The organism is Erysipelothrix enhydrae (assembly GCF_035066605.1).
In the GTDB taxonomy this organism is placed as follows: domain Bacteria; phylum Bacillota_I; class Bacilli_A; order Erysipelotrichales; family Erysipelotrichaceae; genus Erysipelothrix; species Erysipelothrix amsterdamensis.
In genome coordinates this window covers 648255-661713 of record NZ_CP125807.1, presented here as the reverse complement: position 1 = coordinate 661713, position 13459 = coordinate 648255, and the positions used below count along the sequence as shown (strand labels likewise).

10 protein-coding genes, 1 other RNA gene and 1 other annotated feature are annotated in these 13459 nt (G+C 36.8%); of the genes, 1 reads left to right on the top strand and 10 read right to left on the bottom strand.

Annotated elements, in window-relative coordinates; translation table 11 throughout:
- Positions 1-47: 47 nt before the first annotated feature.
- The 3 genes from LLS04_RS03340 to ffs form a co-directional block, all read right to left on the bottom strand.
- Positions 48-1201, bottom strand: a protein-coding gene (locus tag LLS04_RS03340; protein WP_123171090.1) for an IS3-like element ISErh1 family transposase whose coding sequence is annotated in 2 segments (ribosomal slippage) — positions 48-928 and positions 928-1201 — 1155 coding nt in all. Because the reading frame shifts where the segments join, the coding sequence is not laid out codon by codon here.
- A gap of 73 nt (positions 1202-1274) precedes the next feature.
- Positions 1275-2222, bottom strand: coding sequence for a tRNA adenosine(34) deaminase TadA (gene tadA / locus LLS04_RS03335; RefSeq protein ID WP_323611920.1), 948 nt, complete (start codon positions 2220-2222; stop codon positions 1275-1277).
- Positions 2212-2299: signal recognition particle sRNA small type (gene ffs, locus LLS04_RS03330), an RNA gene on the bottom strand. The genes tadA and ffs overlap by 11 nt, the downstream gene beginning before the upstream one ends.
- A gap of 98 nt (positions 2300-2397) precedes the next feature.
- On the opposite strand from ffs, the gene LLS04_RS03325 reads away from it, so the two are divergent.
- Complete coding sequence (locus tag LLS04_RS03325) at positions 2398-3186, top strand: HAD family hydrolase (RefSeq protein WP_323611918.1); 789 nt, start codon at positions 2398-2400, stop codon at positions 3184-3186.
- 3 nt (positions 3187-3189) lie between these two features.
- On the opposite strand, the gene serS is transcribed toward LLS04_RS03325, so the two are convergent.
- The 7 genes from serS to LLS04_RS03290 form a co-directional block, all read right to left on the bottom strand.
- A complete protein-coding gene (serS, locus tag LLS04_RS03320; protein WP_323611917.1) occupies positions 3190-4476 on the bottom strand; it encodes a serine--tRNA ligase in 1287 nt (428 codons plus the stop codon).
- Between the two features lie 34 nt (positions 4477-4510).
- Positions 4511-4698, bottom strand: a binding site (T-box leader).
- A 75-nt stretch (positions 4699-4773) separates the two neighbouring features.
- The gene (gene gyrA / locus LLS04_RS03315) at positions 4774-7281 is read right to left on the bottom strand and encodes a DNA gyrase subunit A (protein WP_323611916.1); all 2508 of its coding nucleotides are present in this window, start codon (positions 7279-7281) and stop codon (positions 4774-4776) included.
- Between the two features lie 9 nt (positions 7282-7290).
- Complete coding sequence (gyrB, locus tag LLS04_RS03310) at positions 7291-9210, bottom strand: DNA topoisomerase (ATP-hydrolyzing) subunit B (RefSeq protein WP_123170859.1); 1920 nt, start codon at positions 9208-9210, stop codon at positions 7291-7293.
- Positions 9210-10295: a DNA replication/repair protein RecF gene (recF, locus tag LLS04_RS03305; protein ID WP_323611915.1), complete on the bottom strand. Its 1086-nt coding sequence runs from the start codon at positions 10293-10295 to the stop codon at positions 9210-9212. Before recF ends, gyrB begins: the two co-directional genes overlap by 1 nt.
- Positions 10285-10506 (bottom strand): RNA-binding S4 domain-containing protein, encoded by a 222-nt coding sequence (locus LLS04_RS03300; RefSeq protein WP_323612131.1) that lies wholly within the window; start codon positions 10504-10506, stop codon positions 10285-10287. Before LLS04_RS03300 ends, recF begins: the two co-directional genes overlap by 11 nt.
- A 128-nt stretch (positions 10507-10634) precedes the next feature.
- A complete protein-coding gene (locus LLS04_RS03295; RefSeq protein WP_323611914.1) occupies positions 10635-12491 on the bottom strand; it encodes a PTS fructose transporter subunit IIABC in 1857 nt (618 codons plus the stop codon).
- A 1-nt stretch (position 12492) separates the two neighbouring features.
- The gene (locus LLS04_RS03290; RefSeq protein WP_323611913.1) at positions 12493-13419 is read right to left on the bottom strand and encodes a 1-phosphofructokinase family hexose kinase; all 927 of its coding nucleotides are present in this window, start codon (positions 13417-13419) and stop codon (positions 12493-12495) included.
- Between the last annotated feature and the right edge of the window lie 40 nt (positions 13420-13459).

The following is a 13459-nucleotide window of genomic DNA, read 5'->3' as shown; positions in this document are numbered from 1 at the left end:
GGATCATGGAACTGACCTAGTTCCTTGGGACTAAAGAAAAAACCAAGTTAGGATGAAGTTAACCGATAATTTACGGGAGATTGATATCCTAGCTTTTCTTGTATTCGATTTTCATTGTAATATTTTAAATAGTTTATCACAGTTTGTGATACAATTTCAGTAGAACCCTTTAGGTCTGGGTTTAATTCGAATGTTTCACACTTTAGCGAGGCATGAAACGATTCGATAGGAGCATTATCAGCGGGTGTACCCTTACGGGACATACTCATGGTAATGCTTTTATTTTTTACTTTGAGTTGATACTCTTTTGATGTATAGACACTCCCTTGATCAGAATGAAGAATACATGGCTGAACGATATCCGGAAGTTGATTTAATGTATCAACCACACATTCTAGGTTTTGTCTGTCACTCAATGTAGACGCAATAATCTCACCATTATATAAATCCATGATCGTAGATAAATAGAGCATCTTATGGCCATAAGGGATGTAAGTGATATCTGTCACCAATTTCTCTAGAGGACGTAGTGATTTAAAGTCGCGATTAATGATATTGGGCATAATGATCTTCGGATTTTTGTTTTTTCTATACCGTTTGACCTTAACACGGCATTGACATTGGTGTTTCTGCATTATCTTTTGAACAGTGTTCTTATTGATAATTCTTTCTTTTCGAATTAATGCAGTTATTTTTCGATATCCATAACGAAATTTATTTTCTTTACAAAGTTCAATTACTAATGCTTCATTGACAGAATAATTATTAGACTCAAGTTGCTCTTTTTTAGTCCAACGGTAATACGTTGACTTAGGTACCCCAAAAAGATTCAAGATATCTTTAATAGATACAGTGTTGCGATACTCTTCAACGAGCTTGATGATTATTTCAGGAACCACATCCTTTCTCTTTCCAAATACTTTTTTAATAGTTCAATTTGTTGCTCCAAAGATTTAATTCTAAGTCTTTGTGTTTCTTCGACCGTGTCTCCTTCAGGCCCTTTTCCAAAAGTATATTGCTTGCCTACAGGTTGAGAAAATCGGTAGTGTTCACCATTTCGATACCATCTCCACCATGTTTTGACTTGTGTTACATTTTTTATTCCAAGTTCAGTCTGAATAAACCTGCTTGAGTAGCCTGCCAATTTCATTTCTATAACTTTCATCTTTGTCTCATAGCTATGCATAGTTCGTGTTCCCATATAAAAACCTCCTATATTGAACTATTTTACAATAATTCTCATACAAGAGGTTTTTTTCTTTAGTCCCAAGGAACTAGGTCAGTTCCCATATTCGATTCGGTGTTTTTATTTGTTTAGTCATTTTTATATGGGAAATACCCGCTTCTTCGAATATTTCCCCAGTTTCTTCAAACCCTTGTCGTTTATAAATGTTTATTGCACTTAATTGAGCGTTAAGTTCGATTAAATGAATTCCATTGTTCTCGGCTTGTATCATAGCATAACGAACCAACTTGGAAGCAACTTTCTTATTTCTAAAAGGTTTTAGCACAGCAAGTCTTCCAATTTTCATGGTTCTATTAGCGGATATGAGCCTCATCGTCCCAATTACTTGTTCTTGTTTAATGGCAACAATATGCGTAACGCGGTTGTTTTCAAGTGTATCGAGCGCATCGTACTCCTCTTTTGGATCAATGTTCTGTTCATTAACGAATACTTCTTCACGAACTTTAAGATAACTTTCAAATGTATTTCTATCTGCTTTTTTAATTTTTATTTGTTTATTACGTTGTTGTTTGAAAAAGTCTTGAATTAACTGTTTTGCTTTTTCTTCTTCAACTCCTGCAATTACTGTAGGATAGTGGTTATACCCCTCTATTTGAGTAAAATCGATAACCGATCCTAAGCAACCACTTTTTGGCTCCTTTGAACCGTATACAACAGTACTCACTCTTGATTGCATAATCGCGCCGGTGCACATTGCACACGGTTCGAGTGTCACATATAAGGTACACCCTTCTAAGTTCCATGACCCAAGCGCTTTCCCTGCTTGATCCATCGCAATGATTTCCGCATGGCCTGAGGGTTGATGTTGTGTTTCTCGAACATTATGTCCTCGTCCTACGATTTGATTGTTATGGACAACGACAGCGCCTACAGGTACTTCTTCTAGATTATATGCAAGTAGTGCTTCTTGGTATGCCTCATCCATATATTTGTAATGTTCGATTGATAACGCCCCCTTATATACAAAAAGAGCCACAACACACATAAGAGCTAATGTAAGGCTGCTGCATTCCTGCCCTGACCTGGTTAACTAGATTATGTTGTTGTAGCATAGTTATTATATCAAAACTGTCCTAAAATGCAACCTCTTAAACGACTATTTTAAATGTTCCACGTGAAACATTATGGTATAATTTTGATGGAGGTTTCTTATGATTAAATTAATAGCTACTGATATGGATCACACGCTTTTAGACGATGATTCAAATCTACCCCGTAATTTTGAAGAAGTACTAAAGACGCTTAAAGATAATAACATCCATATGGTCTTAGCCAGTGGACGTACTCTATTTAGCATTAAGAAAAAAGCGGTTAATTTCATTGATGATCTATCGTTTGTTTCTGACAACGGCGCCATTGTAGAGCACAACGGCGAGATACTGTATAAATCAGTATTCTCTAAACTAGACGTGGAAACTGTAACAAAGGTTTTCAGGACATGTATCGAAACTTCGATTATTGCATCAGGTATTGATTGTGCCTATGTTGAACTTGGCGACCCAATACACGAACAATATCTCGAAGAATACTATCCTGGGTTCGTTATTGTCGACGATCTCACAGCTATAGATGTAGATTTTGTTAAGATAACTGCGTGCAGTCTCAATCACACGGTTTCTAATTTTAATGAGATTGTTAAAGAATCTTTAGACGGTCACTTTAATGCAGTCACTGCGGGAGCGGTATGGATTGATGTAATGCATTCTAATGTTAATAAGGGAGTTGGAATCAAGCACTTACTAAAGGCTCTTAGTATCGACGCTGCGGACATTATTACGTTCGGGGATTATCACAACGATATCCAGATGTTAGAGCTGGCAGGAAGCTCTTACGCAGTCGCTAATGCACATGCGGATGTCAAAGGCGTTGTCACTGAAGTTATTGAATCGAATAATGAAAATGCTGTAATGAATCAAATTCAAAAATTAGTAAAAAAATAGAGCCTATTGATTAGGCTCTATTTTTTTCTTGAATCCCATGTAGGGTTGAAGTGCTTCAGGAATCAATACACTTCCATCAGCTTGAAGATTGTTTTCTAAAAATGCGATAAGCATTCTTGGTGGTGCTACAACTGTATTATTTAAAGTATGTGCATAGACACGGCCTTCTGGCGTATCAATACGTATTTTTAATCTACGCGCTTGAGCATCTGTTAAGTTTGAACAGCTTCCGACTTCGAAATATTTCTTCTGTCTTGGGCTCCATGCCTCAACATCAACACTCTTATTCTTTAAATCTGCAAGATCTCCAGAGCAACATTCGAGAACACGAACAGGAATATCTAGGGTTCTAAAGAAATCTACTGAATTGTGGTAAAGTTCTTCGAATAATACTGCACTGTCTTCGGGGTGACACACTACAACCATCTCTTGTTTCTCAAATTGATGGATACGGTATACCCCGCGTTCCTCAATTCCGTGAGCCCCTACTTCTTTGCGGAAGCATGGTGAATAACTTGTAAGTTTATGAGGTAGCGTTTCTCCGTCGATAATAGTATCAATGTATTTACCAATCATGGAGTGTTCACTTGTACCGATTAGATATAAGTCTTCTCCTTCGATTTTATACATCATGTTTTCCATCTCTTCAAAACTCATTACGCCACTTACTACGTCACGATGAATCATAAATGGAGGGATAACATAATCGTAACCACGATCAATCATAAAATCACGAGCATATGAAGTAACAGCGGAATGTAATCGTGCAATATCTTTTTGCAGGTAATAAAACCCAGCTCCAGCAACTTTTCGTGCTGCGTCAAGATCAATACCGCCAAACGACTCCATAATGTCTGTATGATAAGGAACATCAAATCCTTTATCGACGATATCCCCTACTGTATAACGTTCAACATTTTCACTATCATCTTTACCAATCGGTACATCGTCCGCGATGATATTTGGAATTTCCATCATTAAAGCTTTGATTTTATTAAACAATGGTTCTTCACGTTCTTCGATATCCTTTAGTTCAAGAGCGAAAGCCTGAACTTGTTCTTTCACGGCGTTTGCTTCATCAATCTTTTTTTGACCCATAAGCTGACCAATTTGTTTACTTAAAGCATTACGTTGCCCTCTTAGTTCATCCGCGCGAGTCTTAATTCCGCGATATTCAATATCTAGAGCAATGATTTCGTCTACCATATCCGCTTTATGTTCTTGGAACTTCTTCTTAAGGTTTTCCTTAATAAGCTCAGGATTGGTTCTAAATAGATTAATATCTAACATATTTTTCTCCTTTTGAAAATAAAAAAAACACCTCTTAAGGGACGTGTAAACGTGGTGCCACCCTTTTTCATATGTTCCACGTGGAACATACCTTTAACAGATAACGGTTGTCTTCCGAAATGAATCTCTCCAGGGTGGAACTATAAAGTTTTATAATGATTTTCACCAAGCATCATCTCTCTTAAATAAAACAGTTATATTAATCCCTCTCAACGAGTTAAGTAAATTATAGCGATTATCATATTTTAAGTCAAATAGAATCGAAAGAAAAAGCAAGGAGTTTCCTCCTTGCTTATGTTATTCTGCAATTTCTATTTCTTTTTCATTAACAGGTTCTACTTGATCTGTTGTTTGTTCTTCATTTGGTTCCTCAACTGTAGGTTGAAGAATCGCAACTTGCGACACAGAATCTGTTTCACCAACGTTAATCAAACGAACACCGATCGTTGATCGTCCATAAATTCCAATGTTACTGATTTCTGTACGAATAACAGTTCCTTCATTAGAGATGATTAATGCTTCCTCATCACCGTTAACTGCACGAAGTGAGACAAGGTTACCATTCTTCTCAGTAATGTTTACTGTTTTAACGCCCTTAGCCCCACGTTTGGTGCGTCGGTATTCCGAGATGTCAGTACGCTTACCGTAACCTTTTTCGGTTACTGCTAGGATATATTGACCTTCACGGTCAGTAGCAATTCCTACCACTTCACCTTCATCAACATTAAATCCAATAACACCTGATGCTGTACGTCCCATAGAACGGACTTCATTTTCATCGAATCGAACGGCCTTACCGTTGCTTCCTCCGATAATGATTTCGTTATCTCCGTTTGTCATACGAACACCTACGAGTTCGTCATCTTCACGAAGTGTAATCGCAATTTTACCGTTTTGGCGTATTGATTCAAATTCTTGAACTTCAACACGTTTCACAATACCTTGTTTTGTAACGAAGAATGCATATTTTGATTCGTCATCTTTCGCAACTTTAACGAGCGTTTTAACGGTTTCACCTTCTGTAAGGTTTAATAAGTTAATAACTGGTATTCCTTTTGATGTACGGCTTGATGACGGTACATTAAATCCGCGAATACGGTAAACTTTTCCGAGGTTTGTAAAGAGTAATAGATAATCATGTGTCGACATCGCTATAAATTGATCAACGGTGTCCTCATCGTATGTACTAATACCGCGTACACCTTTTCCACCACGGTTTTGTGTATTGAATGAATCAACTGTTGTACGTTTGATATATCCATTCATTGTCATCGTAACAACAATATCTTCAACTGGAATTAAGTCTTCATCTAACATATCAATATCAGCTTCTACAATTTCAGAACGACGATCATCACCAAATTTTGTTTTGATTTCGATTAATTCGTCTTTAATGATTGTAAGCAATCGATCGTGGTTCGCTAAAATATCTTTTAAATCAACAATTAGAATAGTTAATTCATTGAATTCATTTTCAACTTTATCACGTTGCAATCCGGTCAAACGACGCAATTGCATATCTAATACTGCTTTAGATTGAATTTCAGTTAAATCGAAGGCTTCATTGAGTCGAGTAATCGCTTCTGGATCGTCCTTGGATGTACGTATGATTGAAATAACTTCATCAATATGATCAAGTGCAATCATAAGTCCCTGTAGGATATGTGCGCGATCTTCTGCTTTCTTCAATTCAAACTGTGTTCTACGTGTAACAATTTCAATTTGATGATCACGATAGTGACTTAATACTTGTAATAGATTTAATAACTCAGGTCTTCCATTAACAAGTGCTAACATATTAACCCCAAAGGATGATTGGAGTGCTGTAAGACGATACAGTTGGTTTAATACAACTTCGGCTTGAACTTCTCTTCGTAGTTCTACTACAATACGAATTCCTTCACGGTTTGATTCATCTCGTAGGTCTGTGATTCCATTAATTTCTTTATCACGAACAAGTGTTGCGATTTTTTCTACTAAAGTAGCTTTATTAACTTGATATGGGATTTCTGAAATAATAATGCGTGGTTTACCATTCTTCATTTCTTCGATATCCACTTTTGCCCGCATAACTACAGAACCTCGTCCTGTTTCAAACGCTGACTTGATTCCACTACGTCCAAGTAAAAGTGCCCCTGTTGGAAAATCAGGACCAAAAATATAATCTTCCATTAGTTCTTTGATTGTTATATCTGGGTTATCGATTAATGCAATCGTTGCATCAATTACTTCTCCAAGATTATGAGGAGGAATATTTGTTGCCATACCAACCGCAATCCCAGTACCACCATTAACAAGAACATTAGGGAAACGCGATGGTAGTACAACGGGTTCATGCTCTTCACCATCATAGTTATCAATAAAATCTACAGTATTCTTATTGATATCACGAATTAATTCCATTGAGATTTTAGACATACGCGCTTCTGTATAACGCATCGCAGCCGCACCATCTCCGTCGATTGATCCGAAGTTACCGTGACCGTCAATCAACATATATCGATATGAAAATTCTTGTGCCATACGTACCATTGAATCATAAACAGCTGTATCACCATGAGGGTGATACTTACCAATTACTTCACCAACAATACGAGCAGATTTTTTATAAGGTTTATCACTTGTCATACCAAGATCATTCATCGCATATAAAATACGGCGGTGAACAGGTTTCAAACCATCACGAACATCTGGCAACGCACGTGAAACAATAACCGACATGGCATAGGAGACGAATGATTTTTTCATTTCTTCAGAAATATTACGTTGTTTTATTTTGTCATAACCCTGTGTATTATCTTCCATTATGTCCTCCTAAATATCCAAATCAGCATATTCAGCATTCGCCTGAATAAATTCACGACGTGGTGCTACTTCATCACCCATTAAGGTTTCAAAAATAACATCTGCTTCCATTGCATCATCAATTGTAACTTGTATTAATGTACGTGTTTCTGGATCCATGGTTGTATCCCATAACTGTTCAGGATTCATTTCCCCAAGACCTTTGTATCGTTGAACATTAAAACGGTCGCCAAATTCAACTTTCAATTCATCCAACTCTTCTTCCTCATAGGCATAAGCAATTTTGTTTCCCCGGGAAATTTTATAAAGTGGCGGTTGAGCTATATAGACGAATCCATTTTCGATGAGTGGTCTTAAGAATCGATAGAAGAATGTTAATAATAACGTTCTAATATGCGCACCATCGACATCGGCATCAGTCATGATAATAATTTTATGATAACGTAACTTTTCGATATCCATTTCATCGGATACTCCTGTACCAAACGCAGTAATCATCATACGAATTTCATTGTTATCAAAAATTTTATGTAAACGTGCTTTTTCAACGTTAATAACTTTACCTCGAAGTGGTAAAATCGCTTGGAATTTGCTATCACGTCCCTGCTTAGCACTTCCACCAGCAGAATCCCCCTCGACGATATAGATTTCACATTCGGATGGGTTTCGATTCGAACAATCCGCAAGTTTTCCAGGTAAAGAAGAAACTTCAAGCGCCCCTTTACGACGTGTTAACTCACGTGCTTTACGAGCTGCAACACGCGCTTTTGATGCGATTGCAGCCTTATCAACGATGATTTTAGCGTCATCTGGATGTTCCATCAAGAAACGTTCTAATTGTTCACCGAAGACACTGGAAACAATCTTACGAACTTCACTATTACCGAGTTTCGTTTTTGTTTGTCCCTCATATTGAGGATCTGGATGTTTTACAGAAATAATCGCGGTGAGTCCTTCACGAACATCATCCCCTAAAAATCCGTCATCATCTTTTTTAAGTAAATTGTGTTCTTTAGCGTAATTATTAATTACACGTGTTAACGCTAGTTTAAATCCATCTTCATGCGTTCCACCTTCGTGTGTATTAATATTATTACAGAATGAATAAATGTTTGGCGTAAAACCATCATTATATTGCATTGATACTTCAACAAGTATTCCTTCTTCTTCACCCTCACAATATACGATTTCTTCATGTATTGGAGATTTATTAGCATTCATATACTGAACATATTCACGAAGTCCATCTTCGTAGACAAATTCTAGATGTCTTGTCTCTTCAGGTTCGCGTTCGTCTTGGAAAACAAGTTTAATCCCCTTGTTTAAAAATGCAATCTGGCGTAAACGATCTCGTAACACATCGTGTGAAAATTCTGTCGTTTCAGTAAAAATTGTAGGATCTGCTTTAAATCGAACAGTTGTCCCTTTTTTATCAGTTTTACCAACTTCTTTGAGTGGTACCGCTACTTTTCCACCCTCTTCAAAACGAAGGTAGTATTCAATACCATCCAAATAAATTTTGACTTCTAACCATTCGGACAACGCGTTAACAACAGAAGCCCCAACACCGTGAAGACCACCCGATACTTTATATGCTCCACCACCGAATTTTCCTCCGGCATGAAGTACAGTAAAGATCGTTTCAGCTGTTGAAACACCTGTCTTCGCATGAATTCCAACAGGAATCCCACGACCATTATCTGATACAGAAATGACATTATCTTTATCCACATTCACAATAATTTCTGTTGCAAACCCAGCTAAAGCTTCATCAATACCATTATCTACAATTTCCCAAACTAAATGATGTAAACCACGAGATGCGGTAGTACCAATATACATCCCAGGTCGTTTACGTACCGCTTCCAATCCTTCAAGAACTTGAATATCGGAAGACGTATATGAATGATCTACTTTTGTATTCGACATTAAATAACCTCCTCTACATTACCACTGACAACTTTAAAGACTGATTTATCACGCTTCGATTTAACATAGTCTAAATCTATAGTAGTAATAAATACCTGCATTTCTTCGTGTAACACGTTTAAAACACGTTCACGTCTTACATTATCCAATTCAGAAAACAAATCATCTAAACACAAAATTGGATATGTTTTACGACTTTGAAAAATTAATTCCACAATCGCAAGTTTAAAAGCAATTATAAGCATTCGCTTTTGTCCCTGTGACGATACGTTCACAACAGGGATATCATTTATCATAAAAATAAAATCATCACGGTGGATTCCATTTTGCGTGACTTTGAAATCACAATCACGTTGGAATGAATCCTGCATTTTCGACAATAATTGCGCCTTCAAATCTCCTTCGAGATTGATTGGTGCCTTATAATGTAAAACGACATGATCTTTGGAATCACTGAGAAGATGATAATAGTGATTAATGATTGGATTGAGTGCATGTACAAACTTAGCTCTCATTTCAATAATCAAAATAGACGCATCCACTAATTTTTCCGTTAAAATTTCCAGATAATCTTGATCTACATTTTTATTTTTCAAATATGCATTACGCTCTGATAGTAACTTATTCGACAAACTTAATTGATTGAGATAACGCTTTGACATTTTCCCCAATTCAAAGTCAATTTCTCTTCGTCTTTTTCTCGGACTGTTAGAATAGAAATTAATATCTTCTGGATTAAACAGTACAACGTTACAACGACCGATAAACTCGGTCATTTTTTTTAAAGGTTGTTGATTAACTTGAAGATATTTTCCAGCACTACTCAGTACTACTTTAAGATTTTGAGTATTATTCTGATCCTCAATATCGGCAATAACACTTAAAAATTCCTTGCCGTATTGAATGAGATATTCATCCGAACTAACACGAAAGGATCGCCCTGAAGAAAGATAGACAAGCGACTCGATAATATTCGTCTTCCCTTGACCATTATCCCCTACAAAAACATTAATGTTTTTATTAAATGATAGATTGAGATTCGAGATATTTCGAAATTGCTTTAATTCAAGATTTTTAACCTTCATGTTTTGTTGTGATTTCGTGTTTATTACCGTTAATTACAACAACATCTCCAGGATACAACTTTCTACCGCGTCGGTTCTCTTCTTCACCGTTTACTTGAATTGAAAACGTATGAATCAGGTGTTTCGCTTCACCACCTGAATTAACATAATCCGCCACTTTTAGAAATTGTCCTAAAGTGATATATTGAGTCTCTTTTTTCATAGCACCCATCCTTTTTATTACCATCTTATTATACTATAAAATCGAATTAAAATCATCTTTTTACGGATCATAAAACGCACAAAAAACCACATTCTTTAAACGAAATGTGGTTTCATGATAATTGTGTTAAAAAAGAACTAAATACGCTTTAAAATACCCATTAAAAGCCCACTAACAACAGAACCAATAATGATAAATAAAATATACAAGAGTGGTTGACTCACAAGTAGAATAACAAAGAGTCCACCGTGTGGTGCATTAACCGTGATATTGAACGCTAAAGATAAAGCACCAGTTAATGCGGAACCAACAATAAAACTTGGTATAACACGAAGCGGATCACTTGATGCAAATGGAATTGCACCCTCAGTAATGAAAGAAGCTCCTAAAATCAAGTTTGTCATACCCGCCTGACGCTCTTCAGCTTTAAATTTATGTTTGAATAATAATGTAGCAACAAAGACAGCAAGCGGAGGAACCATTCCAGCAGCCATTACCGCCGCCATTACCGCACTCCCTTGCCCTGCTGCTGTAGCAGCTAAAGTACCTGTACCAAAGACATAAGCAGCCTTATTAATTGGACCACCGAGGTCTACAGCCATCATACCGCCCAAAAGTGCTCCCAACAATACCGCATTTGTGCCTGACAAGCCGTTTAAGAAGCCATTCATTGCTTCATTAACAGATTTCATAGGTATATTTATTAAAACCATCAATAAACCTGTCACAAGCACCCCTAGTACCGGATACAAGAGGATCGTTTTGATACCGTCTAAGCTTTGTGGAAGATTCGTAAGAAGTTTCTTAATCATATTCATTGTATAACCTGCTAAGAAACCACCGATTAGAGCACCTAAGAACCCTGCACCACCTGTCGATGCAATACCACCGGCAACAAAACCTACAACAAGACCTGGACGGTCTGCAATACTATAGGCAATATAACCTGCTAGAACGGGTAACATAAATCCGAATGCTTGGCCTCCAATATCTTTCAAGATAGCTGGAAATGCATTATAAGAACCCAGTTGACCTAACTCCGCTGTTGGCACACCAATGAGCTGGTCAAGCATAAATGCAATAGCAATCAGAATCCCACCACCAACAACAAATGGTAGCATATGTGACACACCATTTAAGAGATGCTTATAAAGATTACTTCCTTCAGACTCTTCATTTGAAGAATCGGTAGAAGATGCGGTATAAACGTCCGCTTCAGTTAATGCTTTATCAATCAATGAATCAGGATGACTTATTGCAGAAGCAACCGGAACTTTAATTAATTTTTTACCATTAAAACGATTCATCTCAACATTAATATCGGCAGCAACAATAACTGCATCCGCATTTTTAATATCGTCTTGTGTTAAACGATTTCCAACTCCAGATGATCCATTTGTTTCAACTTTAATCGCAATTCCTTTATTTTTAGCTGTTTCTTGTAGTTTTTCAGCTGCCATATATGTATGCGCAATACCTGTTGCACATGCAGTTACTGCAACTACAAATGATTCACTATCCACAACTTCCTGTTTTGGTTCATTATCGATATCAAATGCTTCAACCAATTCATCATAGGTTGAAGCAGTACGTATTGCTTCTTGAACTTCTGACTTCATCAATAGACCGGATAATGTGGATAAGATTGATAGATGATCATCGCCTGAATTTTCAGGGGTCGCAATCATAAAGAACAGATGCGCTGGTTTGCCATCCATAGAGTCAAAATCAATTCCAGTATCACTACGTCCAAAGACAACAACGGATTCGGATACGACAGAACTTCGACCATGAGGAATCGCAATTCCATCACCAACACCAGTCGTACTTATTGCCTCACGTTCTTTAAGTGTCTCAACAAAAGACATTTCATTCGCTACGATTCCCTCTTGGCTCAGTTTTCGAGCCATTTCAATAAGAACTTCATCTTTAGATGATGCATTTAAATCAAAAATTACAAGATTCGGTTTTAAAACTTGAGTGATATTTTTCATATTATAGATCGATCCTTTCGATAATTATTTTATCTTTTAGTTTTTCAATTGTTTCAAAAGACGCAAGATGATCAGAGAATGCAGTGGCACTTCCTGCAGCACAAGCTAATCGATACGTTTCAAGTAGCGAATAGTCATTTACATAACCATATATAAATGCTGCAACCATCGAATCACCAGCCCCTACAGAATCTATCAGAACCCCTTCAGGTGCATATGCGCGATAACAAGCTTCATCAGTAATTAACATCGATCCTTGTGATCCTAGTGAGACAATAATATTACGTGCCCCCCTTTCAATTAATTTTTTTGACTCACTTAATAATCGTTCAAAGGATAAATTCTCATTTTGTAAGCCGAGAATAGCACAAATTTCATCCTGATTTGGTTTTATTAAGAGTGGATGATAAGAAATCATATCAATGAGTTTATCTGAACTAACATCAACTGCAAAAGGGATATTTTGTTTATCCAGTGCCTCACAAACTGAGACATACCAGTCGTAAGACATTCCCGATGCAACACTACCAGTTAGAACCACAAAGTCCTCTGGCTTAAGTGTCGTTATAAATGTTGATAATGATTCAATTAGAGAAGCATCGATAGGATGACCACTCCCATTAATTTCCGTCTCTCCCTTATAATCAAGTTTAATATTGATGCGAGTTGGATGTTTAGAGTCTCTAAAACCATCAACAAGTAGAGGATATTTTTTTAATTCTTCACGAATGTGATTTCCTGTAAATCCGCCGAGAAATCCAACACATGTGGAAGATTGTCCAAGATTGTTGAGTACAACTCCGACATTAATACCTTTTCCACCAATACGTATCTGTTCTTCTTCAGAACGATTCGTTATCCCCAAGGATAATGTATTTGGGGACATTAAGTAATCAATTGAAGGGTTAAGTGTAACGATATAAATCATAATTATTTCCTCCTAAAAATAGAATAACATATTATGTAAG